General features: G+C 36.7%; 16 protein-coding genes. 6 read left to right on the top strand and 10 right to left on the bottom strand.

The features are described from left to right. Positions 1-10: 10 nt before the first annotated feature. Together ACMHJ2_RS17080 and ACMHJ2_RS17075 are read right to left on the bottom strand one after the other, a co-directional pair. Complete coding sequence (locus ACMHJ2_RS17080; RefSeq protein WP_413514068.1) at positions 11-3,160, bottom strand: efflux RND transporter permease subunit; 3,150 nt, start codon at positions 3,158-3,160, stop codon at positions 11-13. A gap of 46 nt (positions 3,161-3,206) precedes the next feature. Beyond that, positions 3,207-4,358 carry an efflux RND transporter periplasmic adaptor subunit gene (locus ACMHJ2_RS17075; RefSeq protein WP_413514067.1) on the bottom strand — a complete coding sequence of 384 codons (1,152 nt, stop codon included), beginning with the start codon at positions 4,356-4,358 and terminating at the stop codon, positions 3,207-3,209. A gap of 315 nt (positions 4,359-4,673) precedes the next feature. Between ACMHJ2_RS17075 and ACMHJ2_RS17070 the strand changes: the two genes are divergently transcribed. Beyond that, on the top strand, positions 4,674-6,212 hold the full coding sequence (locus tag ACMHJ2_RS17070; RefSeq protein ID WP_413514066.1) for a YifB family Mg chelatase-like AAA ATPase: 1,539 nt from the start codon (positions 4,674-4,676) through the stop codon (positions 6,210-6,212). Positions 6,213-6,335: 123 nt separating this feature from the next. Here the strand turns inward: ACMHJ2_RS17070 and ACMHJ2_RS17065 are convergent, their stop codons facing one another. After that, a complete protein-coding gene (locus ACMHJ2_RS17065) occupies positions 6,336-7,118 on the bottom strand; it encodes a hypothetical protein (protein WP_413514065.1) in 783 nt (260 codons plus the stop codon). 19 nt (positions 7,119-7,137) lie between these two features. Beyond that, positions 7,138-7,992, bottom strand: coding sequence for a neutral zinc metallopeptidase (locus ACMHJ2_RS17060; RefSeq protein WP_413514064.1), 855 nt, complete (start codon positions 7,990-7,992; stop codon positions 7,138-7,140). Between the two features lie 196 nt (positions 7,993-8,188). Here ACMHJ2_RS17060 and ACMHJ2_RS17055 point away from each other — a divergent pair, with 196 nt between their 5' ends. Continuing rightward, positions 8,189-9,238 (top strand): linear amide C-N hydrolase, encoded by a 1,050-nt coding sequence (locus ACMHJ2_RS17055; RefSeq protein ID WP_413514063.1) that lies wholly within the window; start codon positions 8,189-8,191, stop codon positions 9,236-9,238. 64 nt (positions 9,239-9,302) lie between these two features. On the opposite strand, the gene ACMHJ2_RS17050 is transcribed toward ACMHJ2_RS17055, so the two are convergent. Beyond that, positions 9,303-10,013 (bottom strand): YebC/PmpR family DNA-binding transcriptional regulator, encoded by a 711-nt coding sequence (locus ACMHJ2_RS17050; protein WP_413514062.1) that lies wholly within the window; start codon positions 10,011-10,013, stop codon positions 9,303-9,305. A gap of 99 nt (positions 10,014-10,112) precedes the next feature. Continuing rightward, positions 10,113-11,195 carry a glycine cleavage system aminomethyltransferase GcvT gene (gcvT, locus tag ACMHJ2_RS17045; RefSeq protein WP_413514061.1) on the bottom strand — a complete coding sequence of 361 codons (1,083 nt, stop codon included), beginning with the start codon at positions 11,193-11,195 and terminating at the stop codon, positions 10,113-10,115. A gap of 244 nt (positions 11,196-11,439) precedes the next feature. Between gcvT and ACMHJ2_RS17040 the strand changes: the two genes are divergently transcribed. Beyond that, a complete protein-coding gene (locus tag ACMHJ2_RS17040; RefSeq protein WP_413514060.1) occupies positions 11,440-11,745 on the top strand; it encodes a DUF6804 family protein in 306 nt (101 codons plus the stop codon). A gap of 849 nt (positions 11,746-12,594) precedes the next feature. On the opposite strand, the gene ACMHJ2_RS17035 is transcribed toward ACMHJ2_RS17040, so the two are convergent. The 4 genes from ACMHJ2_RS17035 to ACMHJ2_RS17020 form a co-directional block, all read right to left on the bottom strand. Further along, a complete protein-coding gene (locus ACMHJ2_RS17035; RefSeq protein ID WP_413514059.1) occupies positions 12,595-15,132 on the bottom strand; it encodes a heavy metal translocating P-type ATPase in 2,538 nt (845 codons plus the stop codon). A gap of 497 nt (positions 15,133-15,629) precedes the next feature. Further along, positions 15,630-16,328, bottom strand: coding sequence for an RluA family pseudouridine synthase (locus tag ACMHJ2_RS17030; RefSeq protein ID WP_413514058.1), 699 nt, complete (start codon positions 16,326-16,328; stop codon positions 15,630-15,632). 78 nt (positions 16,329-16,406) lie between these two features. Next, entirely contained in the window at positions 16,407-17,225 is an 819-nt protein-coding gene (gene panB, locus ACMHJ2_RS17025; RefSeq protein WP_413514057.1) for a 3-methyl-2-oxobutanoate hydroxymethyltransferase, read from the bottom strand. A 59-nt stretch (positions 17,226-17,284) separates the two neighbouring features. Further along, complete coding sequence (locus tag ACMHJ2_RS17020) at positions 17,285-18,457, bottom strand: SH3 domain-containing protein (RefSeq protein WP_413514056.1); 1,173 nt, start codon at positions 18,455-18,457, stop codon at positions 17,285-17,287. A gap of 373 nt (positions 18,458-18,830) precedes the next feature. Here ACMHJ2_RS17020 and ACMHJ2_RS17015 point away from each other — a divergent pair, with 373 nt between their 5' ends. From ACMHJ2_RS17015 to ACMHJ2_RS17005, 3 genes are all read left to right on the top strand, one after another. Beyond that, entirely contained in the window at positions 18,831-22,160 is a 3,330-nt protein-coding gene (locus ACMHJ2_RS17015) for a sugar-binding protein (protein ID WP_413514055.1), read from the top strand. A gap of 4 nt (positions 22,161-22,164) precedes the next feature. Continuing rightward, entirely contained in the window at positions 22,165-23,718 is a 1,554-nt protein-coding gene (locus tag ACMHJ2_RS17010) for a T9SS type A sorting domain-containing protein (protein WP_413514054.1), read from the top strand. Between the two features lie 98 nt (positions 23,719-23,816). Next, positions 23,817-26,875: DUF6443 domain-containing protein (locus tag ACMHJ2_RS17005; protein WP_413514053.1), on the top strand; the 3,059-nt coding region annotated here is incomplete at its 3' end.

The raw sequence follows: 26,875 nt of genomic DNA, 5'->3' as shown, positions 1-26,875 counted from the left end.
ACGGTTGTTTTTAATCGTTAGTAAATTTGGCTTTTAATCGTTCATCGATGGTTTGGAAGATAACAAATAGCACAGGAATGATAAATATACCTGCGGCTACTCCAAATAGCATACCTCCAGCAGCACTAAAACTGATCGAATGATTTCCTTGTGCTGACGGTCCTACTGTAAACATTAAAGGAACTAAACCAGCTACAAAAGCAAAAGAGGTCATTAAAATAGGACGCAGTCTCATTTTGGCTCCTTCAATTGCGGCTTCGATAATAGACAATCCCTTTTTGCGCTGTTGAAGTGCAAACTCTATAATTAAAATAGCATTTTTAGCTAACAGTCCAATAAGCATAACCAATCCTACCTGTACATAGATATTGTTTTGCAGTCCTGCTAAATTGACAAATACGGCAACGCCCAATAAACCAGTAGGAACAGTCAATAAGATGGCAATAGGCAACAAATAACTTTCGTATTGTGCCGAAAGAAGGAAATAAACAAAAATAATACTTAAGGAAAAAATAAATATAGCCTGATTTCCAGAGTCTTTTTCTTCCAAAGACATGCCTGTAAATTCATACGAATAATTACCAGGCATTTTGCCCGTTACTTCTTCGATTGCTTTCATTGCATCCCCTGTACTATACCCTTGCGTTGGATTTACTTTTACCGCAATTGCATTGTAAAGATTGTATCTGCTTACGGTTTGTGGGCCTAATACTTTTTTCAATTTGACTAAAGTATTAACTGGTAACATTTCGCCGTCTTTGTTTTTGACATAAATAGAATTGAACGATTGAGGATTTTCTCTATAGGCAATATCTGCTTGCATATACACGCGATACGTACGTCCAAATCGGTTGAAATCCCCTGCTTTTACCCTTCCATAATAGTGTTTAATTGTATTCATTAGTTCTTTGACACTTACCCCCATGGCTTTGGCTTTGATGTAGTCAATTTCCAATAGATACTGTGGGAAGTTCGCTTTAAATGAGGTAAATGCAGAACTAATTTCAGGACGTTCATTCAATTCTTTGATTACTCCATCAGCGGCTTGGCTAAAAGAGGTAAAATCACCCCCTAATCGATCTTGTAATACAAATTCTATTCCACCAAAATCTCCAAATCCTTGAATTGTAGGTCTAGGGAATACATTGAACGTGGCTTCATTAATTACCGATAAATCCTTTTGAACTTCCGCTATAATTTGATCGATATTTTTAACCTTCCCTCTCTTTTTATAAGGCTTTAAATTGATATAACCCACAGCGAATGAAGGACTCGCATTTCCATCAATGGTATTATAACCCGAAATGGCAGTCATTCCTTCAATATCGGTTCGCTGTTTTAAAATACTATCCGCTTTGGCCAATACTATTTTTGTTCTTGCTAGCGAAGCACCCGAAGGCATCGCTAAAGAATAGGTAATAAAACTATCATCTTCCCTTGGGATAAAAGAAGAAGGAGTTTTATACAAAAAGAAAATACCCAATCCGATGATTAGTACAAGTCCAGAAATAGCCACTTTTTTATTGCGAATCAACTTGCCGATGGTTGCTACATATTTATGAGTAAATGAATCAAAAGCAGTATTAAAAGCAAAGAAAAAACGTCCAGCTACTCTTTTAATCGGGTTGTTTTCTTTTTGTTTGGCTAATTCTTCTGCTTTGGGCTGTTTTAATAATAAAGCACATAAAGCAGGACTCAAGGTCAGCGCATTTACAGCTGAGATTAAAATAGCAAAGGCGAGGGTATAGGCAAATTGCTTATAGAATATCCCCGCAGGACCTTGCATAAAACCAACAGGTAAAAATACCGCAGACATTACCAGAGTAATCGAAATAATAGCTCTGGTAATCTCACTCATCGTTTCTATCGTTGCTTCTTTGGCTTTTAGCCCCGTTTGGTGCATTTTTTCGTGAATGGCTTCTACCACTACAATGGCATCATCCACTACAATACCAATGGCGAGTACCAAGGCAAACATGGTTAGTACATTGATTGAGAATCCCATTAAATAGATAAAGAACAACGTACCAATTAATGAAATTGGAATTGCAAGGGCTGGAATAAGGGTTGATCTGAAATCTTGTAAGAATAGATAAACAATGATAAATACAAGAAAGAAAGCCTCAAAAAGCGTACTTTTTACCTGATTAATGGATTCGTCAATTTGATCCTTTACCGAATAGCTAATTTCATAGTTAATCCCTTTAGGAAAGGTTTTTGCAACGCTCTCCAATACCTTGCGCACGGCAATATCAATGTCTCTTGCATTAGATCCCGCCGTTTGCGTAATGTTCATGGTCAAACCCGGAAAGCCATTTACGCTGTTGTCACTCCCAACATTAGAAGCGCCAAATTCCACTCGGGCTACGTCTTTTAATAGTAAAACCGAGCCGTCAACATTGGTTTTTATAACGATATTTTCGTATTCTTCAGGTTGGCTAAATCTTCCTTTGTGTTTTAAAGCAGTTTCAAAAGCTTCTTCCGATGTTTCTCCAAAATTACCTGGGGCAATTTCAAAGTTTTGATCTTTTATGGCGGCAATTACATCTTGAGGAACTAAACCATATAAGGCTAGTTTTTCCGGATTTAACCACGTACGCATCGAATAATCACGCGCTCCAACTCTTCCTACTGCCGCTACCCCAGGTACACGCAATAATTCTCTATTGATGTTGATCTGGGTATACGCCTGTAAAAAGGTTTCATCGTAAATACCTTCAGGATGATTGCTGTAAAAATTAATCGTCATAATATTACCACTCTGACGAGGCGTAACAGAAATCCCGTTTTCATTTACTTCAGAAGGTAAGTCACTAGAGGCTTTACTCACGCGGTTTTGAACGTTTACAGCTGCCTGATCTGGATCAGTACCTGCTTTGAAAAAAACACTGATGGTTCCTGAACCACTATTACTCGCTTTAGAGCTGATGTAAGTCATATTGTCTACCCCGTTAATTGCCTCTTCAATCGGAAGCAATACACTTTGGGCTACTGTTTCTGCATTGGCTCCTGGATAGGAAGTAGATATACTTACACTAGGAGGCGCAATTTCAGGAAATCGAGTAATGGGTAATAACGTAAGTCCTACTAGCCCAAGTAAAACGAACATAATCGAAATAACTGTAGCTAGTATCGGACGATTTATAATAGTCTTTAGCATATTTTTTATTTTTAGTAGAGGTGAAAAAGCTGCGTCAATAAAAGGATTAGTTCATCGCTTTTACATACATGCCTTCCGTTAATTTGTCAAATCCCGTTTTAATGACGCGATCGCCGATTTGAAGACCTCCCGATATAATATAGTTTGTACCGGAAACGCCATCCAATTGAACAGATTGTAGTTTTACTTTATCGTCTTGGTCTAGTAGATAAACAAAGGTTTTATCTTGTATAGAGGTTGTGATCTCTTGCGGAATTAAAATAACATGCGCTTTTGTTTCTTGCAATTTTATGGTTCCTGTATTTCCTGAACGCATAACATCTTGAGAATTTGGGAATGACGCACGTAGAGAAATAGAACCCGTATTTCGGTTTACCTGACCATTCACCATATCGACTTTCCCTTTTTCCGCATATTCATGTCCATCGGCTAAAACTAAGGTTACTTCGGGTAGAATTTGTCCCGATGAGGTAATACGAGTATTTTCTGATTTTTTAGTGTCTTTCGTAAAATATAGAAAATCAGACTCACTCATACCAAAGTAGACATATACCTCACTAACATCCGTTAAAACTGTAAGCGGTTCTTTATCACCTCGACTCACTAAGTTTCCAATGCGTTTAGGCATACGACCAATATAGCCGCTCACAGAAGCTTTGATTGTTGTATAGTCTAAATTAATCTGTGCACTAGCTACTGCCGCCGTTGCTTTTGCTAAGGAAGCTCTTGCTATTTCATAGTTAGATTTTGCAGTTTCTAACTGCACTTCGGCAATTACTTCATTGTCAATTAGCGGTTTGAGGCGATCTATTTCTAGTTGTGCATTTTTTAATTTCGCTTTTTCTACATTTTCAGTAGCAATCATATTGTTTAAAACCTCTTGATACGGTTGTGGATTAATCTGAAATAAGGACTGTCCTTCATTTACATAAGCCCCTTCATCCACAAAAATTTTATCTAAGGTTCCTTCTACTTGAGGGCGAATTTCAACATTGATTTTACCTTCTATATTTCCAATATAATCTTTAATTGTTATAGCAGTTGTTGTATCAATTTGAATGATAGGCAAGGCAAGTGCATTTTCTCTCGGATCTAATGTTTTAGAATTGCCAATGTTGCAACTATTGATCGCTACTAGCGTTCCAATCATTAGCAGTGCAGCAAAGCCAATAAAAAACATTTTTCGATTTGTTATCATTTTCATACTGTTAAATTAATTGTTGTAGGTGATGAATTCTTTTTCTTCCTTTTCTATTAGTAATTCAACTAAAGTGCCAAAATGATATTTTGCATCAAAATAAAACAATTATTTAAGCTTATGTTGTTGGTTTTAAGTTAATTAGTTGTGTTTTTAAAAAAATGGAATAAAAAGATATAAAAGTAGAAGTCACAAAATAATTGTTGCCAATTGGGGATGAGTTCTACAACTCTACATTTTAGGATACTTCAACTTAGGAATAAAATTTGATTGAGTATAAAATAAGAAGGATAATATTAACATTAAAAAAGAGATATGTTAACAAAAATATTTGGCAGTGCTGTTTTTGGTATTGATGCAACAACCATAACCATAGAAGTAAATGTAGATCACGGGGTAGGGTATTACTTAGTAGGATTGGCAGATCATGCCATTAAAGAAAGTTCTTATCGAATTGCGGCGGCGTTAGCGAATACGGGATACTGGTTACCGGGCAAGCGAATTACGATTAATCTAGCACCTGCTAATATGCGAAAGGAAGGTTCGGCTTATGATTTGCCGATTGCCATGGGTATTTTGATTGCATCCGAACAAGTGAAAATAAGTTTGAATGAAGCCCATTATATTATGATGGGAGAATTGTCTTTAGATGGAACATTACAGTGTATCAATGGGGCATTGCCTATTGCAATTAAAGCAAAAGAAGAAGGGTATAAGGGAATTATTTTGCCCAAAGAAAATCAAAAAGAAGCGGCTGTCGTTGATGGAATTGATGTTTATGGATTGGAAAATATAAAAGAAGTCATTGACTTTTTTGAAGGAAAAAATACGTTAGAACCCTATCGGTTAGACTTTGAAAAGGATATTGCGGATCAAGAAGAAATGCTCGATCGCGATTTTAAAGATGTCAAAGGCCAAGAGAGTATTAAGCGTGCAATGGAAATTGCAGCATCGGGGGGGCATAATATTATTTTAATAGGACCACCAGGATCGGGAAAAACCATGTTAGCAAAACGGTTAGCTAGTATTTTACCTCCCATGACTTTAGAAGAAGCGCTAGAAACAACAAAAATTCACAGTGTAGTAGGCAAAGCCAAAGACAAAGGGCTGATTCGCGTACGCCCTTTTCGCAACCCCCATCATACGGCTTCTTCTGCGGCTTTAGTAGGAGGAGGGAGTTACCCCCAGCCGGGTGAAATTTCTTTGGCACACAATGGAGTTTTGTTTTTAGATGAATTACCTGAATTTAAGCGTGAAGTTTTAGAAGTATTGCGCCAACCTTTAGAAGATCGAGAGGTGACTATCTCTCGGGCTAGATTCACCCTTACGTATCCTTCGTCTTTTATGCTTGTTGCTAGTATGAACCCCAGTCCGAGTGGCTATTTTCACGAACCTGGTTCTCTTGTTCAATCCTCCCAAGCCGAAATGCAGCGATACATGAATAAAATTTCAGGCCCTTTATTGGATCGCATAGACCTGCATATTGAAGTAAATCCAGTTCCTTTTGAAAAATTAGCAGATAAGCAGTTAGCAGAACCTAGTATAGCAATCCGACAACGCGTAATAGAAGCTCGAAAAAGACAAATAGAGCGCTTTCGCAATCATCCAGGCATTCACTATAATGCACAAATAACGACGCCCCTATTGCGCGAATATTGTTACCTAGGCGAAGAGTCCTTAGCATTGCTAAAAAAGGCCATGGATCGATTGAATTTATCTGCACGGGCTTACGATCGAATTCTGAAAGTGGCAAGAACCATTGCCGATTTGGATAAACAAGACCCTATACTTCCGCAGCATATTGCAGAAGCGATACAGTATAGAAGTTTAGATCGGGAAGGATGGCTAAAGTAAGTGTTTCGTTTCGGGTAGTAAAGGAGCAAATGAAGTTGTTTATACCAAAAAAAGAAGTTCAGTATAGCTGCTATACTGAACTTCTTTTTTTATCTTTTGTTTGAGTTAATACTAAAAATTGAATTAAACTTTCGCTTCTTCTATATTATACCCAATAATTTGCTTGTATAACGTAAAATAAATAGAGAACAAGTAAGGCAAAGTAATCAAGATACCTATCAAGAAGAAAAACAAACCAGAAAATACTAAAAAGTAATTCAATATTACCGTTAGTATAATGGGAATCGGTTGTTTATTGACCACTTGAATACTTGTTTTAATGGCTGTAAAAGGATTCATTCGACCAAATAGAATTAAAGGCGTTACAAATAAGGTCAGGATATTAATTAACCAATTGATGATAATAGATACCATTTCTAATTGATATTCTTTCAGCAATACAGAAAAAGCAGTAAAGAATAGCGTAATAAGTCCTTGGGCAATAAAAATATATACCCCTCTTACACTGAAAAAGTATTTAAAAACGCTAATAAAACGCGGTGTTTGACCTAGTGCTGCTTCCGCATTTATCTTGTAGAATCCCGCAATTAATACACTTGATAAAGCTGAAAAAAGGACAGCGAATAGCAAATACGTATATAAAAGAGGGGGTTCCGTGAGTTGTTGAGTGAGTTCAAGTAGTTTTTCTTGAATTTCTACTGGCGTGGTAGCCTCATTCATATCCGTTAATTGGCTTAAAGCAAAAGAACCAAGAAAAGACAGAAAAAAGAAAGCCAGAAGAAGACTCACGACAACCAATAAAATTGTTTTTTTGTAGTATACCGCAGCTTCTCTCATCACAAGAAAAGGTTGAATATTATATCCTTCGTCTTTAATTTTTTGAATGGTTTGTTTTAAATTAGTCATTAGTTTGTTTAAAGTGTGATTATTTAATGAAATCGAATGTATTTCCTTGTTTGAGGTCACCGGTTTGGTATCCTTTCATAAACCATTCTTTGCGTTGTTGGGAGGTACCATGGGTAAAAGAATCGGGGTTTACTTGTCCAGATACTCTTTTTTGAATCGCATCATCTCCAACCGCTTGCGCTGCGCTTAGGGCAATATCAATATCCTTGGGCTCTAAGTATTTTTGAATGTGTTTGGCCCAAACACCGGCATAGAAATCGGCTTGTAACTCTTGAGCAACGGATAATTTATTCGCTTCTTTTTTGGATAGTTTTTGCTGTTGCTCCCAAACTTTGGCATTTGTACCTAAAAGGTTTTGAATGTGATGCCCCACTTCATGAGCAAGAACATAGGCAATCGCAAAATTTCCACGCTCTGCGCCAAATCGCTGGTGTAATTCTTCGAAGAAGCGCAAATCTATATATACCGTTTGATCAGCCGGGCAATAGAAAGGCCCTACATTGGCTTGAGCACTTCCACATTGCGTTTGTACTTGATCGTAAAAAAGATTCAGTTGTGGTTCTTGGTAAATTTGTCCCATTTGATCGAAGATGGAATGCCAAACATCTTCTGTATATGCAAACATAGCAGCTACCATCTTCCCCATCTTCTCTTCTTCGGAAGAGAGCGGGCGCGTTTCGGTTTGCTCGGTCGTAGTTCCTTGATTTAATTGCTCTAAAATAGGCGCAATTTGCTGTCCTGTTTCACCGCCAAAAATAACAAATAACATGGCTATAATACCCAATAGACCTCCACCAATAGCCGTTTTTCCCGCCATGGATTTCCCTCTGTTATCTTGTACGTTTTTGCTTTCTCTATGATTTTCCCATTTCATACACGTTGCTTATTTTTTCGTAAATGTATGAAAAAAATAAAGATAGCTTCCTTTAGGTTATTGACATAAATTGTTTTAGATAAACGCAAAAAAAGAAGAAGTTCAAATTAAAATAGTAAATTTGATAAGAAGGTATAGGGATAAATCTATAGCTAAAGTAAGACCTAAATGAATCTAACCCCTTAATTGAGTACGTATGGAAAACAATTTTTCTAAAAATTTATTTTACTGTACGTCTTTGGTTATTACCGATAAAAAAGGGAAACCCTATCATGGACGTACGATGGAATTTTCAACCGATCAAATTCCGTCCTCTATTAGTTATTATCCGAAAGGAACTTTTTTTCAAGCAATTAGCCCTGATGGAAGTAAGGCGCATGCTTATACAGCTGCGTATGCAATTCTAGGTATTGGTATTCCCATGGCAGAAAATGGAGAGGGATTAGCGTATGAGCTGTGCGAAGGCTTTAACAGTGCGGGGTTATCCTTTAGTTTGAATATGATGCCCAACTCAGAATTACCCGAAATTCAACCTTCCGCTTATCCGAACTCAATTCCCTTTGACACCTTAGGGCATTGGGCATTAGCCATATGTGCAACCGTTGAAGAAGTTAAGGAAAAAATACAGCATCTTGCGCTTTGGTCTAGAGCCATAGCACAAATAGGAGGTATTGTATCTCCCTTTCACTTTGCTTTTTATGATAAACAAGGCGGAAGTATTGTAATTGAAGTTTCTGCAAAAAACTTGCATATCTATGATAACCCAACGAAAGTGATGACCAATGGCCCTGAGTTTAGTTGGCATTTGACCAATCTTCACAATTATACGCATTTAACCAATCAAGACGTGAGTGTAAATACATTGGGGAATATGAATCTCAGACAACCAGATTGCGGTATTGCAACGGTTTCATTACCTGCTTCCGATACGTCTGTTGATCGCTTTATACGCGCTGTATTCTATACAACATTTGCCAACCAAGTAGAAGAAGCTGAGGATGCCATCCTTGAACTGTCTCATATTATGAATAAGTTTGACCGTCCTAAAAACATGACGTTGACTCAACAAGGGGAAGGCGGTGAAGTTAATGGGGCCGGTTTAGTTTCTGAATTCACAGTTTGGACCAGTTTATCCGATTTAACAAGAGGGACATTATATGTTCGTTCCTATAAACAATTAAATTATTTGACTTATAGTTTGGCCCAATTTAAGGAAGAAACAAAACCAGTTCACTTCCTTGTGTAAAATTACAGTAAAACAAAAAAAGCTTCCGAAAGGAAGCTTTTTTGATATCTAAATAAGAAGTTGCTTAGGCCATCGTTGTAAAAACGTTTTGCACATCATCATCCTCTTCAATTTTTTCTAATAATTTTTCAACATCGGCTTGTTCGGCCTCAGAAAGTTCTTTTGTCACTTGCGGAATACGGTCAAATCCAGAAGATAAGATTTCGATGTTTCTGCTTTCTAGCTCTTTTTGAATGGCACCAAAGCTTTCAAAAGGAGCATAAATCATCACACCATCTTCATCCTCAAAAATTTCATCAATCCCATAATCGATTAATTCTAGTTCAAACTCCTCTAAATCACGGTTGGGGTCTGTTGGTATTCTGAAGTTACAAGTATGATCAAACATAAACTCTACAGAACCTGAGGTACCTAGTGTACCGTTGCATTTGTTGAAGTAACTTCTAATATTGGCAACTGTGCGGTTGTTGTTATCCGTAGCACATTCAATTAAGAAAGCAATTCCGTGTGGGCCATAGCCTTCAAAAACAACTTCTTTATAGTTTTCAGTGTCTTTATCAGTAGCGCGTTTAATCGCACGCTCAACGTTGTCCTTCGGCATATTGGCTGCCTTAGCGTTTTGCATAACGGCGCGTAATCGAGAATTCGTTTCTGGGTTTGGTCCGCCTTCTTTAATAGCCATTACAATGTCCTTGCCAATTCTCGTAAACGTTTTAGCCATAGCAGACCAACGTTTTAGTTTACGTCCTTTTCTAAATTCAAACGCTCTTCCCATAATAAATTTTAACTTGATTTAATAGTGCAAAAATAAAAGATAAAAAAAATATATCATAAAAAAGAGGGGCTTATTTTAAGCCCCTTATTTCTGATTGAATTATTTTTTATAAAAAGGTGTTTTTACCACTTTTGCTTCAACATCATTTTTTCTAATGCGGATGTAGATTGCGCTACCTTCTGCCGCATGTGCTAGGGTAACATATCCCATTCCAATTCCCTTTCCTAAAGATGGAGACATCGTTCCAGAAGTTACTTTTCCAATCACTGTACCCGCAGCATCAACAATTTCGTAATCGTGTCTTGGAATTCCTTTTTCAACCAATTCAAAACCTACTAATTTGTTTTGTAAGCCGGCTTCTTTTTGTGCTTTTAATAGATCCGAACTGATGAAGTCTTTGGTGAATTTTGTAACCCAACCCAATCCTGCTTCCAAGGGAGACGTTTCGTCTGTCAATTCATGTCCGTATAAGCAATATCCCATTTCTAAACGCAAAGTATCACGAGCAGCTAATCCGATTGGTTTGATTCCCCAAGCAGCACCTGCTTCAAAAATTTTATTCCAAATCATTTCGATATCTTCGTTTTTAGCGTAGATTTCAAAACCACCAGAACCAGTATAACCCGTTGCAGAAATAACTACATCAGCAGCACCTGCAAAAGTATCAATTGTAAAGTTGTAGAATTTAAGCTCTGCTAAGTCAACCGATGTTAAGCTTTGCATCGCTTCCACCGCTTTTGGTCCTTGAATGGCTAAAATAGAGTAGCTATCTGATAAGTTTTCAAGGGTTGCATTTACCTCATTATGCTGTGTAATCCACGTCCAATCTTTTTCAATATTAGAAGCGTTTACCACCATTAAATATTCATTTTCATTAACTCTATATGTAATGATATCATCGATAACACCACCTGTTGCATTTGGAAAATAACAATATTGTGCTTTTCCATCTACTAGGGTAGACGCATCATTTGAAGTAACTTTTTGAATTAAAGGCAATGCATTTGGTCCAGATAGTTTGAAAATTCCCATATGCGATACATCAAATACGCCCACACTGCTTCTAACTGTTTCGTGTTCTGCATTTACACCCTCATATTGAACAGGCATTGAAAATCCTGCAAATGGAACCATTTTAGCTCCTAAACCTTCGTGAATGTGATTTAAAGTTACTTGTTTCATCGTGTTGTATATCAATTTTAATATTAGCGCTAAAGTAAACTAATTTTATTGGATATAAAAGCAAGAATTTATATTCAATAAACGCTAGTTGATAGTGAGATATTTACAAGAAAATTAAGTATTAATTTGATAATTTGTAGACTACTGCTGTATTTTTTTTGAATTTTTGAAAAATTCTTTTGAACTTGGTTTTCAGTTTGTTACGTCGTATCTTTGCCGTATATTTAAATAAAATATAAACGTTATGGAAAGAGCACTAAAAATAGGCGCAATTGTATTGTTGTTAGCAGGAATGCTAAGCTTGCCAAAAGATTTTTATGAATTGACAAAATTCATCTTAATCGCATTATTTGGAATCTTAGCGTATAATTCACATGTAGAAGCAAATATTAAAGGAACAGGACTTTATATTGCTCTGATTATTTTGTTTCAACCTTTCGTTCCTATTCCTTTCGGAGCAACAGTATGGATGGTTTTACACGGCGCAATTCTAGCCTTTTTAGCTGTTACCTTATTTACTTCTAAAAGTAAGCTAAGCAAAGCTATTTAATGAAAAGTTAATATACAAGAAATAAATAATAAATATTTAGTCTATCTGTACAAACAGGTAGGCTTTTTTTTTGGTGAAGGGTGAGAGGATGAAAATTTGGGACTAAGCAAAAAGTATATTTTCAACAATCTTATTTTTGCGATTTGTATGTCTCCCTGAGGAAGGAAGGGATACATCCTATAAATCCATATGGCGAATAATAAAACAGAATCACCGATGCGATGCTTCACTGCGCTCAGTTTACACCCCCAGCTTATTACCTTGTCAATGAATGAGGGTATTCAATTGCTGTCCTCCTCAATAAAATAAAGGAGAAGGGTTTCATTCTATACCTTGTGTTTTATTAATCCCTCTCCAACTTTTGCGTTTGATTCGAGAAATGGGTGAACTAGCTTTATTCCTAATAATAAGGTTTAAAAGCGGTCAACTTAATTTGACTCTTCTCTAACATCGGGGGGAGGGTATATAAATTTTTATCTCAATTAAAGTAAAAGTTTTTTCAGCTAAGGTCTTTTTTTTCGCTAATGTTTGAGTGTATTGCGTATTATTTTATTAAAATAGTTTATTATTTGTTTTTTTTTATTATCTTGCATAGGGTAAATAAAATAGTACTGTATTTTTTATTAGTTGTTAAAATTAGTGATTCGCAGTTCTTTTTAACTTTGTGGGGACTTGGTTTAAGAGGAAGCGAATACAAGAAAAACAAAAGGGGTAGCTGAAAAGCACCCCTTTTTTTGTTATCCTATCCCGTTCTAAAATAACGATTACTTTTTAGGTATCGTTATTTCAGGGCTAAGCATACGGATAGTGGAGGGTTGATATATCTTGAAATACATCAACTATTCTCCGTTATAGTTTGGTATTTTTTAAACGCAGCGAGTTGGCAATCACAGATACTGAACTAAAACTCATGGCTACTGCAGCAATCATAGGTGAAAGAACAACTCCAAAGAAAGGAAATAAAATACCCGCAGCAAGCGGAATTCCAATGCTGTTGTAAATAAAGGCAAAGAATAGGTTTTCTTTGATATTTCGCATTACTTTATGACTCAGTTGGATGGCTTGTGGTATTTTGTCAATTTCACCCTGTAACAAAGTGATCTCAGCGCTTTCAATGGCTACATCGGTTCCTGTTCCCATAGCAATACCTACATTTGCTTGAGCCAACGCTGGCGCATCGTTAATTCCATCACCTGCCATGGCTACAATTTTGCCTTCGCTTTGCAATTTCTTAATGGCGTTCAATTTATCTTCAGGCAAGGCTTCTGCAATAAAAGAAGCTATATTTAATTGTTTAGCAACGGCCTGTGCGGTATTGTGATTATCTCCTGTAATCATAATAACCTCAATGCCTTGTTGTTTCAGTTTCTGAAGCGTTGCAAAACTAGACGCTTTAATTTTATCATGCATGACCACATAGCCTAAGAGGTTGTTGTTTTCTGCAATATAAGAAACGGTTTTTCCTTCTTGTTGAAATGCGGTTACCTCTTTCAGTATGGATTCACTAAGTGGAGCGGATAACGTTTGCATTAAAGCCGCATTTCCCAGTGAAATGCGCTTTTTATCTACAACGCCTTGAATCCCTTTTCCCGTTATACTGGCAAACAGTTTTACAGGGGTTAGTTCTACCTCCTCATTTTTAGCTTTTTGTGTAAAAGCCAAAGCAAGTGGGTGCTCACTGTTTTGGTTTAAAGAGGCAGTAAGATGCAACAAAGCAGCGGCATCATATTCGCTTTGCAGGGATACAATTTTTTCAATCGAGGGTTTCCCTTCAGTTAAAGTACCAGTTTTGTCTGTAATAAGAACATTGATTTTATTGGCAGTTTCTAGGGCTTCTGCATTTTTAATTAAGATGCCGTTTTGCGCTCCTTTTCCAATTCCAACCATGATGGACATGGGGGTTGCTAAACCTAAAGCACAAGGACAAGCGATAATTAAGACCGCTAAGGCATTGATAAAGGCATAAGCTAGTTTGGGTTCAGGGCCTAAAAATTTCCACAGTAAAAAGGTAGCAATGGAAATTATAATTACCGTAGGAACAAAATAAGTAGAAACTTTATCCGCCAATTTTTGAATAGGGGCTCTTGAACGACTCGCGTTGTTGACCATTTCAATGATCTGCGCTAAAAGCGTGTCTTTACCTACTTTTTCAGCTCGCATAATAAAAGACGTATTGCTGTTTATCGTTCCGGCAATTACTGCATCATTTTCTGCTTTTTCAACTGGTATAGGTTCTCCCGAAATCATCGATTCATCAAGGGTAGCATGTCCTTCTATAATAATTCCATCGACTGGAATTTTTTCACCTGGTTTTACGCGTAGTTTATCATTTTTTACAAGGGAAGTAATCGCTACTTTTTCTTCTTTGTTATCCTCCGTTATTCGCGTTGCTTCTGTTGGTGCAAGCTTGAGTAGTTCCTTGATTGCTGAATTGGTTCTGCTGTGGGCTTTAGCTTCCATCACTTGGCCGAGCATCACTAGGGTCAGAATAACAGCAACGGATTCAAAATACAAGTGAATGCCGTGTTCACCTTTAAAATCGTCGGGAAATAAGGTCGGGAAGAATAGAGCCACAACGCTAAAAATTAATCCTGCTGTAGCGCCCAATCCGATTAAACTAAACATATTGAGGTTCCAGGTTTTAAAGGATACCCAAGCGCGTTGAAAAAACGCCCAACAAATATAAACCACTGGAATAGTAAAGGCTAGTTGGATGTAGTTGTTGAGGTGCATGGGAACGATTTTTCCAATGGGATCTCCAGGTAACATACTCCCCATAGAAAGGATGAAAATAGGCAGTGTAAAGAGGATGGCGTAGTTTAGTTTGCGCAACATATCCGGATAGGTGGTATCCTCTGATTCTATTGTAATTGTCTTCGCTACTAAATGCATCCCACAAACGGGGCATGAACCCGGCTTGTCATAGGTTTTATCCCCTTCGCATAACATCGGGCAATAATAGACCGTTTGCTCTATTTTTGCAGCTGGAATTTGTTCTAAATTCATTCCACAAACCGGACAACCTACATTGCGATCGTACACTTTATCGCCTTCACATAACATCGGACAGAAATATTTACCTGCTTTATCCGCCATTTCAGCTGGAATTTCCTGGTGAAAGTGATCTTCTTCACTAAGCGCTATAGGTGGTAGTATCTCTTTACTTCCATCTGCTTTTGTGATTACTTCTTGCAAGATATAAGGTCCCTTTTTTAGTAAAGCCTTTTGCAAGGTTAAGGTGTCTATATCGGAATGTAAATCTAAATTAGCTTGTTCTTGTTCAAGGGAAACCTCTGCCTGAATACCAGGAATATCGTTTAAGGTTTGCTCTACTTTGGTTCTACAACCATTGCAAGTCATACCACTTACTTTATATGTTTTTTTCATAGAATTAAAGGTTTTTTTTCAATAACAAATGTCCGCTTTTTGTAAATAAAAACGGTTATACAATTTTAGCAAAGAGTTATATAATTTTCTTGGAATACACAGGTGCTTTTATGGGAATTCCTTGAAAATAAGTTTGTATTTTGGTTACTCTTATAAAGTTAAGCGTTTTTTTTGTTTTTCTCTCCTTTTCGTTTTGCTATAGGGTGTAACATTCTTTTCTTCTTCTAGTGTATTTGTTTTGGTGTTCTTCGAGAAAAGGTCGTTTTTCCAAAGCACACCCGAACAAGACCAAAGCACACCCGAACAAGACCAAAACAACACTCGAACAAACCTAAAGTAAAAGGATGAAAAAAGGCTAATGCGATGCTTATCGTTAGCGTTGAGTGACTGATGTGATGCTTCACTGTATTCAGCATACTGTATGGAAATGCGAATAAACAAAACGAGGCGAAATGCAACTGCATTTCGCCTCGTTTTGTTATTCTTATTTTAGAATTTTACTTGCTTTCGATGTTGTTCCAGATGACTTCATCAGGAGTCGGTGCTACAATTGTCAGTATTTCTTTAGTTACGGGATGAGCAAAAGTAAGCGATCGCGCATGCAAGTGAATACCTCCATCGGGATTGCTTCGATCAGCGCCGTATTTTAAATCGCCTTTTATTGGACAACCAACTGCAGCCAATTGACAGCGTATTTGGTGATGGCGCCCCGTATGCAAGTCAATTTCCAAAGCGGAGTACGTCTTGAGCTGATGAAAGAGGCGATACGTCAATTTTGCCTTTTTGCTGTTGGGTACTTCCTTCGTATGGGCTTTAGAGGTATTGTTTTTTGGGTTTCGCACCAAAAAGTGCTCTAAAGTATCTTCTACTTTAGGGGGAGCATCTTTGACTACGGCCCAATACGTTTTCTGGGTTTCTCTATTTTTAAAGGACTCATTTAAACGCGTTAAGGCTTTAGATGTTTTGGCAAATACCACAAGCCCAGAAGTAGGACGGTCTAAACGGTGAATTACCCCTAAATAAACTTCTCCTGGTTTGTCGTATTTTTTCTTTAGATATAATTTGAGAATCTCGCTCAAGGGCATATCTCCAGTTTGATCTCCTTGTACTAAGTCTCCCACGCGTTTATTAATCACAAGAATATGATTGTCTTCGTGTAAGATTTGTAAATTATCGGGAGTAGAAACAACTTTCATACGGTGAATTTTAAAACAAAAATATCCTTTTAAATCTAAAAGGATATTTTTATGTCTTTATTTTTTTTAAAATGTGTCTTAGTACTGCTCATTTTCGTTTGGAAAATCAACTGCTTTTACGTCTACAACATATTGAGCAACCGCTTCTTTCATTTGATCGAAGATGTTTAAATAACGACGTAAGAATTTAGGGTTAAATTCATGAGTTAATCCAATCATATCATGAATCACTAACACTTGTCCATCTACGCCATTTCCTGCGCCAATACCAATCACTGGAATTGAAATACTCTCTGCTACTTTTTTAGCTAAGGTTGCTGGAATTTTTTCTAATACCACAGCAAAACAGCCAATTGCCTCAAGCATCTTAGCATCTTTCATCAATTGTTCAGCTTCTTCCTCTTCTTTAGCGCGTACGGTATACGTTCCGAATTTGTAAATAGACTGAGGCGTTAAGCCCAAATGTCCCATTACCGGAATACCCGCATCTAAAATGCGTTTGATACCTTCTTTGATTTCAATACCGCCTTCCATTTTTACTGCATGCGCACCGCTTTCTTTCATAATGCGGATAGAAGAACGCAAGGCTTCTTTAGGATCGGACTGGTAAGAACCGAAAGGTAAATCCACGACAATAAGCGCGCGGTCTGCACCTCGTACAACCGATTGTGCATGGTATATCATTTGATCTAGTGTAATAGGCAATGTTGTTTCGTGTCCAGCCATAACATTACTAGCTGAATCTCCAACTAACATCACATCAACTCCACCAGCTTCTAAAACTTTGGCCATCGAGTAATCATAACAAGTAAGCATGGATATTTTTTCTCCGTTGGCTTTCATATCAATCAGTGACTTAGTGGTCACTTTTTTATAATCTTTCTTAGCTACTGACATTTGTTGTTTATTTAGTTATTCCTTGTAAATGTAGAGTAAAAAGACTTGAAATAAAAAAATTAGCAGTAATAAATCAATTCTACTCGCAATAATACATTGTTGTAGAAAACAAAAGCATAGTTTGAATCTTCAACCTGGATATAGTAGCTATGCGTCAATGAATCGATGGTTGTTATTAATCCCTTGGCTATTTTTAAGAATGCAACTTCGGTTGTTGTACTGTCTAAGATGGAATTGTCGATCTGAAAACCATTGAAGTTTAACATATCCATCTTTCTCACACTATACGAATGCGTCAAATCATTGGTAATAAATTCAGCCGAATTAAAAAAGGAATTTCCTTCATAATCACCCAGAACGCAATCTTCCAAATCAGCATATTCATCCAAAGGATAGCCTAGATAATCATGAATCCATTCAATTGGAAAACCACCTTTAGGCTCTACTACTTTGTTTAGTGTAAAACCAAACTGCTGTTTTTTGATTAGTTTATCTATTTTGGCCGTATTTCCCTGTTTAGGCCTTGCTTTTAGCACCTCCACTTGCATTTTTAACAATTCAATCTTGTCGGTTTCATTTTGCTTGGTCGCAAAATCGACATAGGTTTGAATGGCTTGTATCGTTTCTTTATCAGGGCTGTTCCACCCTAATTCTAAAATGCGTTCTGCATATTTTCGCTGCTCACTAACTTCTGTAGCGGTTTTGTAAGCTTGAATAAGCTCATCCATTACAGGACGTGCGCCTAAAAACTGTACAGCAACATAGCCATAGCCATCTTCAAAAGGAATTGGTACCCATGCATTTTTGTCATACGGATAAAAATAAAGGGGAACGGCTGTACCGTTTAAAATCGTACCTAATACACTAGAGGTACTCGTAGGATATTCCCGTACTTTCAAGCCCGCTACGGTAGTAAATAGGTGGGGTGAACCATAGTACTCATCTTGTTCAATCAAAGGAGCTGGTGCATCTGGTGCTTGGTCGGTATAGGTTTCACTTAAATTTTTTGTATCTACAATATAAAGCGGATTCTCGTAATCGCGATTGATTTGTACTACGCGCTTGTTACTCTTTTCGGTATCACTTAAAGGGGTATTGGACACAAAAACACCTGCTTTTTGGGTTCCTGCTTGGTCTTTGTAAGCTTCTGTAGGTTGTGTGGTGTATAAAGTAGTTTGGGCTACGGCTTGTAGTGAGAAGCAGAATAGCAAGGCTTGAACGAGTGTTTTCATAGGTGTTCTGTTTGTGACAAATTTAAATTGGAGGTGCAAAAGTGCGCAAAAAAAACAAACGGCAAATACAAAAAGGGAGGAGGAGGGGGAATTTCACTATTTCTGGGGGGATGAGCGGATGATGTTTAATAAATAAACAGACGTATTAGTAGGGTAGGTATTTAGATTGTACTTATAAAAAATAAGATGGTTTAGTTTTGTATTTTTTCGATTATGTATATATTTTGGGTTAATGAAAAAATTTTATTTCAATATACTGTTAAATTGTTGTTTTTATTTTTTTTACCTGATATTTTGTATTTTTTTTTGATTTTTTAATGTAAAAAAAAGTTAATTTTGTATAAAATTTAAATAATTAAGTGAGTTTTAAATTATGGTTAAAAATCAAAGGGGTTTGTATATAGTTTCTAAAAGAATATATGACAAAGTCATATATTTCCTTTTTTTATTGATCAGTCTAAGTACTTTTAGTCAAACATTAAGTTCATCTATTGTACATGGATCAAGTCCTCGTCAACAAGTTAATATTGCTAGTTCTCCTAATGTTACTGGATTTAGGACTTTTGGAGAATTTTCACCTAGTAATTTTATAGGTGTAGTAGATATTACAGTACCTATTCATACTGTAACTTATAGAAATTTTTCTATGCCTATTACTTTGCGTTATCACAATGGTATGGGAAATAAGGTAGAAGCTTTTGCTAATACAGTTGGATTGGGATGGCATTTGAATAGTGGAGGGGTAATTAGTTTGATTAAGAGTAAAATAGATAAACCTAATTATGATGTAAATGTAGCTCAGAATCAATCAGAAGCTTCTTTGGTAGATCGAGATGATTGGGATTCTAAGAAACGTTTAGTACAATTGTTAGGAGGATATGCAAGTGGACTTACACTTAGTACATATTTTGATGATGGAGCGTTAGCAAATTATTCTTTTTCTATTAACTTTTTGGATTATTCTGGAGAATTATATTTTGATTACAAGAATCAAGCAAAATTTCGAACTACAAGTGATAAAAAATTAAAAGTAAAACGAGTTGATTTTTCAAGAAGTTATGTTGATCAGTCAGTTACAGGAATAAATGGTTTTGTTATTGTAGATGAAAATGCAATAGAGTATGTTTTTGGTATTGATGAGAATAGTACAGAAAAGACATATCAAGGGCATAGACCTACGTTATCAGCAATTGAAGTAGAGGAATTCTGGAGAATAGCACATGGAGCGAAAACAGCTTGGTATTTAACTAGTGTTATATTTCCAAATTTGGAAAAAATTAAATTTATTTATAGTAAGGAATCTCCTTTCTATTCTACTAAAGTTTTTACGGATTTAAAATATGGCTTTACAGGACCAAAAGATGAACAGAATTTTACAAAAAATCATTATTTAACAATTAATACAGAACAAGCAACAGTTGTTCATCCTGTAGTTCTAAAGGAAATTGAAACACCATATTCAAAAGTAGTTTTTGAATATGGTGAAGCTTCTGATTTTTCTAAGAATATAGGATCGTATGAAAATTTTCATGTTGGTACATATGTAGGCATGAGTGTCGTTGATAGTAGAAATGGTTATTTTGGTTTTGAGCTTAATCATAAAAAAATTGCTACGTTTCAACATCCGAAGAAATTAACAGCTATAGAGGCTAAAAAGTCTGTACGACAGTTGGATAATATTTTTGTGTATAACAAAAAAAATCTAATTGAAAAAGAGGTTGATTTTCAGTATACAAGGTCCAGTTATGAGAGAAGAAAGTTACTTAGTGTAAATATTAAAGAGATAGAACATGAGAAAAATGAAAGGTATGGTTTTAAATATGATATGCCTGAATCATACTCTCCAAATCCAACTGCTTATAATAAAGACGATTATGGTTTTTATACTGATAACAAAAATTATTTCGGCTATATAGATGATCCTTTAAGTCTTCCAACTTTTGCTGGTATAAATAAATATTTGAACCCTTTTACTTCTAATGTTAACTTGAGAAACCAATACGATGAAGATCGAAAACCTCAGGTTTCAAGATTTAATACATGGGAGATTTTAACAGGTATAACTTATCCGACTGGGGGTACCACAGAATTTGAATATGAAGCTAATATGTATGGAGCTATTGCTAGAAATTACCCTTTTGTTGTAATAGTGAATTCTGGAGGTGTTGAAAAACCAGCAGGAGGTGTGAGAATAAAATCAATTAAAAGTTTTGATTCCAATTATGTTTTAGAAAGTTCTAAAAGTTATAAATACGTTAAAAATTTCGATACATTTGGAAGTCCGTCAAGTGGTATTTTAACTCATGTACCGACCTACTTTGATATTACAAAAGGATATCTGCAATTTGAGAATGGAGATTTAGATTATAAAAGATGGTCAACAGAAGATATATATCCAGCAGATCGTTTACGAGGTAATCACATAACTTATAGTGAAGTAGCTGAAATAGATGATAGAGATGGTAGCTTTATCACGTTTAAGTATAAAAATTTTGATAATGGTTATCATGATCAAGCCGCATTAAATTATGCGAGTCACTATGAAAATAGTTTAAAAGATGAAAATGGAAGGTTAAAAAATGTTTGGGAAAAAAGAGATGTGATTAGTATGGGTTTAGAACGAGGACAATTGCTCTCTAAGACGTATTTTAAGCCTATTAAAAATGCGATTGGTAAACAAGGTGAAAAAGTAAAAGAAATTGTATATCAATACAATGATAATCCCAATCGATTAAAAGATCATATAAGAGTTCTTAATTTATATGAAAACGTACACTATAATAATAATATACATAGATCTCTGTATGCTTTTACTTATATAGCAAATTTAATTTATACCTATCATCCTTATCTCAAATCAGAGACTGAAATTGATTATAATGGAACAAATAGTATTGTTAAAAGAAAAATTTCTTATAAATATAATGAAGAATATAAATCGTTAATAGAAAAAGAAATTGTATTTGGAGGGAAGACTTACAAAACAACCTATAAATATCCTTTTGATTATCAGGAACAATCCGTTTATCAAACAATGGTTAATAGGCATAATATTATTTCTGTTATTTTAGAAGAACACTATATAGACAATGAAATAGTTTTTGCACAGAAAAATAATTATAGAGATAGATTTCTAGATTTGTCGTTTGTTAATTCTAATTCGTCTTTGCCAGCATTTGGACAAAATCTTATTGAAAAACCTCCATTTCCTGATCCTGTGGCTCCTGTGGATCCTGTGCTAAGTAGTATTGAAAAACAATATAGAGGGGGTAATTGGGAAAAAGAGGTTGATTTTTTGAACTACGATTTAAAATATAACTTATTGAATTTCAGGAATAAATCAGGAAAAGAAACGAGTTATATCTGGGGATATAACCAAAGTTTACCCATATGGGTTATTGATAATATGCCTTACGCTACCATTAAAACATTATTAGGAGATAAAATAGTGAATGTAGGAGTCTCTCTATACCCTTCAGAAGCAGATGTACAAGCTATTGATTCTCGTTTTAAAATTAGCGGTGCGTTTGAACATGCAATTATCAATCACTATTTATATGACCGCCTACGTGGATTAATTTACAAGGAAAATGAAAGAGGCGGTAAAGAGTACTATGAATACGATGGCTTTGGTCGTTTGATAAAAGTGCAGGATAGTCAAAAAAATACCCTAATTGAATATGAATACAATTACAAACAATAAGGCTATGAAGATAACATTACTAGTAGTAGCCACGTTTATATTGACACTTTGTTTTAGTCAGAAAGTCAAATGGGAACAAACCTTGGGCAGTGCACATTCCGAGTATTTATTTGATGTTTTAGCCACAGCTGATTACGGTTTTTTATTGGCGGGGAGTTCACTTTCTGATGCAGGAGGCGATATCAAAGCAGAGCGTCGCGGGAATATTGATGCTTGGCTTTGGAAAATGAAAGAAGACGGTGCCCAAGAATGGCAATATCGCTTGGGCGGTGAAGGCAATGATTATTTACACAGTGTCTGCCATACCCCAGATGGGGGGTTTTTATTGGGAATCACCTCTACCTCCGGTCAATCGGGAGATAAAACCCAAGAAAATAAAGGCAAGGAAGACTTGTGGATCGTTAAACTCAATGCTGCCAAACAAATCGAATGGCAAAAGAGTTATGGCGGAATAGGCACCGAAGAAATAGTTAAAGTAAAGGCGTTAAAAGGAGGCGAGTATGCCATTTTAGCCAATAGCAATTCGATTGTATCTGGAGATAAAACCCAAGCCTATTACGGTGGGACCGATCTTTGGATTTTGCGTTTAAATGCGATGGGAAACATCATCTGGCAAAAGTCTTATGGTGGAGAATATAAGGATGTGGGGGTAGATATCATTGAAACCGCCGATCGCGGGTTGCTTATCGGAGCCAAATCCAATTCAGGGGCTAGTGGTAATAAGACTGCACAAAATTATGGTGGTATGGACTATTGGTTGATTAAGCTAGATGCTTCCGGCAAAGAACAATGGCAAAGGAGTTATGGCGGAAAGCAAGAAGAGGAGTTAAAAGAAATTCAGCAACAAAAAGAAGGAGGTTATGTGCTTTTTGGCATGTCTAATTCCGACTTATCAGGCAGTAAAACCAGCAAACAAGAAAGTGAGTTGGATTATTGGCTCGTGCAAGTAGATGACCGCGGTAAAGAAGAAAAAGAGTTCACTTATAGTTATGGGGATTACAATATGTTAACCAATGGATTTGTCGATGCAAAAGGGCAGTTTTTCTTAGGCGGAAGCAGTGTGGAAGTCAATGAAAAGCACACGAAGTTCGAATATTTAGGCACGCGCATCGAAGCCGATCGCACGGTAGAATGGGAGCAATCCATCAGCAGCAAAGGCAATGACGTCCTGACTAAAGTGATTCAAACCCGCGATGAGGGGTATGTATTTGCAGGAACCTCGAATGGAGAAAAAAGCAAAGCCAAAGAAAGCCACAAAGGAGGCAATGACTTTTGGATTGTCAAATTAGCCAAAGAAGACAAAGAAAAAGAAGAATCGATACGTATCAGCATAGAAGCTTTTCCCAACCCAACTGCTGGTTTTACCAATGTTGTGATGGGTTTTACTTATACCACTGGAAAACTAGAAGTGTTTGATCTAAGTGGTCGTTTGATGCTCAGTAAGCCAATTGAATACCAAACCGAACCTGTTGATTTATCTGCTTTATCCCGCGGAACCTATATCATTTGGGTGAAAACCGATACAGAGAGCGGAAGTGTTAAAGTGGTGAGACGATAAGCGAGAAAATAAATTTGATTTACCTCCTGTTTTTGACTTATTCTTTTTTGAGAAGAAACAAGCAGCAGGTGTGTGGTTTAATGAATAAGCAGATTAAAATGAAACAAAATATAGCAATACTATTGGTGTTTTGGTTAAGTTCTCTAGGCGTTTTAGCCCAGACTAAAACCGAGAATTACATCAAAACAACTCAACCCAAAGGACCGACAACTTTGCAAGTAGCTCCTACCGATCCTTTTGTTGAAAGAAATGAATTAGAAACGATTGTTTACTATGATGGTTTGGGGCGTCCTAAACAAGAAATTGCTGTAGGTATAGGGCCTAAAAATAAAAATATAGTCAAGCATATTGAATATGAATTGAATATTGGTCAGGTCAAAGAATACTTACCTTTTGTAGATAATTACAACCCCGATACAGGAAAAGATCAAAGTCAACTTGTTGTTTGGGATCCAACCAAAAAGGGCTATTTAGCGAATGCAAAACGTCAAACGGAAACCTTTTATAACAGCGTCAAATACGAGCAAACCACCAATCCGTATAGTGAAAGTGAATTGGAGAAATCGCCTTTAAAACGCGTTTTAAAACAAGGGTCTCCTGGGGAGGATTGGAAAATAACGACAAGTGGTGCTCAGAATGTGACTCATTCTTATGGGTTCAATGTAGCTAATCAGGTGAAGAATTTTAAAGCCGTTGCGACTTGGAATGCGGGTTTAAAACAATATGACATCCGTTTGGTTGATGGAGGATTTTACGCGGCAGCTAACTTGTATGTAACCACGACCAAAGATGAAAATGGAAATGCTTCGCAGCGTTTTACAGATCAAGAGGGAAAAATATTGGTTACCGTTCAAATTTTTCCTCTCGAATTAGCACCAATTCCGAGATCGGAGGAAGGTAGTTCAGGTCCTATGACTTTAGGTACTACTACACAAGATATACAAGGTGAATTACAAGGCAAGAGCTTGAGTGAAATCATGGAAAATGGAGAAGAGATAGGCCATACGATCGGAAATAATCTTTCAGAAAATGTAAACCAAGCGGGATCTAATAGCCTACTGGATCCAACAGGATTAACGCTTAATCCTTATAAAGGCAATCCTATATTTACGTATTATGTGTATGACCAATACAATAACCTCACCTATGTTTTACCACCTTTAGCTGGAGGAAAAACAGATGCAACCACCTTAGATAAGTTGTGTTACCAATACAAATACGATCACAAAAATCGCTTGGTGGCTAAAAAATTACCGGGCAAAGAATGGGAGTATTTGGTGTATGATAAAGCCGATCGTTTATTGGCCCAAGGACCTGTATACAGTCCGTTTGGCGATGGAGCGAAAGGCTGGTTATTTAGCAAATACGATATTTTTGGTCGTGTGGTGTATACGGGTTATTATGCGGGTACTCCCACAACAGAAGCGGGTAGAGCTACCTTTCAAACAGCCGTTGATGCTGGAGCGGATTATCACGAGAAACGCGCAATAGCAACAACGATCGATCAAGTTGCTGTGATGTATACTAATGTGGTTTTTCCAAAAACAGGACTAAAGATTTTAGGAGTAAACTATTACGATGATTACACCTTTACAGGAGCCCCTTCGAGTTTTGCAGCGATAGAAGGCCAAGACGTGATCACCAAGGTAAAGGGACTTCCGACAGGTTCTTGGATACGGGTAATTACAACGGCTACCGAAGCACAAGGAACGTTGAGTTATCAGTTGTATGATTACAAAGAACGCGTATTAAGAAGCTATAAAACGAACACTTTAGGCGGTTATACCCAAGTAGATGCGAAGTATAACTTCCGAGGCTTGGCAACTAAAACCGTAACGAGTCACAAGTATAAGAATGGCGTAGAACCTAAAGTGATTACCCAAACTTTTTCCTATGACAAGGCAGAGCGTTTGCTGTATCAAACCCATAAGATTGACAATTTAGATCAAGTAGTTGTTTTTCAAAATGTTTACGATGAATTGGGACGCTTGAAACAAAAGCGAGTAGGTGGTAAGATGGGAAGTAATTTCAGACCTATAGAGGTACAACAAAACAATTTAGTTCTTGATGGGCCTATATTAGCTACAGAATCACCAACTCGCAACACTTTTTTACAAGAGATCAACTATACCTATAACATCAGAGGTTGGTTAACTCAGGTAAATGCACCCCAGGATTTAGAAGCAGGCGATTTTGGTAAGAAGTCGTTATTTGCGATGAAGCTCAATTACAACAAACTCGATAGTGAAGGGGTTGTTGGAATTAAAAAATTATACAACGGCAATATCGCAGAGCAAAGCTGGAAAACAGCAAATGACAATGTATTGCGTCGTTACAGCTATGGTTATGACGCGATAGATCGCTTAAAAACAGGGGTTTACCAAGAGCCGGGTGGCATTGCACCCGTGGTGGGTATTTACGATGAGCAACTAACCTATGACAACAACGGAAATATATTGACCTTAAACCGCAAAGGACAAGGGGTTGCCAATGGAATAGCGTTGGATTTGGATGTCTTGACTTATACGTATGATGGAAACATACTGCAAAAAGTGGTAGATGTATCCAATAATACCGATGGATTCAAACAAGGGAGTACCACTGCTAAACACTACGATTACGATACCTTTGGCAATTTAAAGGTCGATCGCAACAAAGGAGTAACGGCAATGAAGTACAACCATTTGAATTTACCGACAGAAGTTGTCTTTGCAGGTGGAAAAATTAATTACCTTTATACAGCAACTGGTGAGAAGATTCAGAAAAAAGTAACCCAAGGGAGTATCACAGTAGTAACGGATTATTTAGATGGTTTTCAATACGTCAAAGGCGTTTTGAGTTTCTTTCCAACGGCAGAGGGGTATTTCAATGCAGAAACCAATGGCTATGTATATCAATACAGTGATCACCTAGGCAATGTTCGCTTGAGTTATTCGGATACCAACAAAAATGACAAGATTGACGTTGGTGAAATTATTGAAGAAAACAACTATTACCCTTTTGGATTAGCACATAAAGGATACAATGAGAAGAATAATACGATTGCGGCTAATTATAAGTACCAATACAACGGAAAAGAGAAGCAAGAGGAGCTAGGGTTCAATGTTTATGATTATGGCGCGAGGAATTATGATGCTGCGATAGGGAGATGGATGAA

The sequence above is a fragment of the Myroides odoratus genome (assembly GCF_965118575.1).
Lineage (GTDB): Bacteria > Bacteroidota > Bacteroidia > Flavobacteriales > Flavobacteriaceae > Flavobacterium > Flavobacterium odoratum_B.
Note: the sequence above shows the minus strand (reverse complement) of the source record. Positions and strands in the feature narration are given on the sequence as shown.

Bases quoted from the DNA above. Each gene is read 5' to 3' on its own strand.
- ACMHJ2_RS17080 (WP_413514068.1), bottom strand. From the start codon at position 3,160: ATGCTAAAGACTATTATAAATCGTCCGATACTAGCTACAGTTATTTCG.
- ACMHJ2_RS17075 (WP_413514067.1), bottom strand. From the start codon at position 4,358: ATGATAACAAATCGAAAAATGTTTTTTATTGGCTTTGCTGCACTGCTA.
- ACMHJ2_RS17070 (WP_413514066.1), top strand. From the start codon at position 4,674: ATGTTAACAAAAATATTTGGCAGTGCTGTTTTTGGTATTGATGCAACA.
- ACMHJ2_RS17065 (WP_413514065.1), bottom strand. From the start codon at position 7,118: ATGACTAATTTAAAACAAACCATTCAAAAAATTAAAGACGAAGGATAT.
- ACMHJ2_RS17060 (WP_413514064.1), bottom strand. From the start codon at position 7,992: ATGAAATGGGAAAATCATAGAGAAAGCAAAAACGTACAAGATAACAGA.
- ACMHJ2_RS17055 (WP_413514063.1), top strand. From the start codon at position 8,189: ATGGAAAACAATTTTTCTAAAAATTTATTTTACTGTACGTCTTTGGTT.
- ACMHJ2_RS17050 (WP_413514062.1), bottom strand. From the start codon at position 10,013: ATGGGAAGAGCGTTTGAATTTAGAAAAGGACGTAAACTAAAACGTTGG.
- gcvT (WP_413514061.1), bottom strand. From the start codon at position 11,195: ATGAAACAAGTAACTTTAAATCACATTCACGAAGGTTTAGGAGCTAAA.
- ACMHJ2_RS17040 (WP_413514060.1), top strand. From the start codon at position 11,440: ATGGAAAGAGCACTAAAAATAGGCGCAATTGTATTGTTGTTAGCAGGA.
- ACMHJ2_RS17035 (WP_413514059.1), bottom strand. From the start codon at position 15,132: ATGAAAAAAACATATAAAGTAAGTGGTATGACTTGCAATGGTTGTAGA.
- ACMHJ2_RS17030 (WP_413514058.1), bottom strand. From the start codon at position 16,328: ATGAAAGTTGTTTCTACTCCCGATAATTTACAAATCTTACACGAAGAC.
- panB (WP_413514057.1), bottom strand. From the start codon at position 17,225: ATGTCAGTAGCTAAGAAAGATTATAAAAAAGTGACCACTAAGTCACTG.
- ACMHJ2_RS17020 (WP_413514056.1), bottom strand. From the start codon at position 18,457: ATGAAAACACTCGTTCAAGCCTTGCTATTCTGCTTCTCACTACAAGCC.
- ACMHJ2_RS17015 (WP_413514055.1), top strand. From the start codon at position 18,831: ATGGTTAAAAATCAAAGGGGTTTGTATATAGTTTCTAAAAGAATATAT.
- ACMHJ2_RS17010 (WP_413514054.1), top strand. From the start codon at position 22,165: ATGAAGATAACATTACTAGTAGTAGCCACGTTTATATTGACACTTTGT.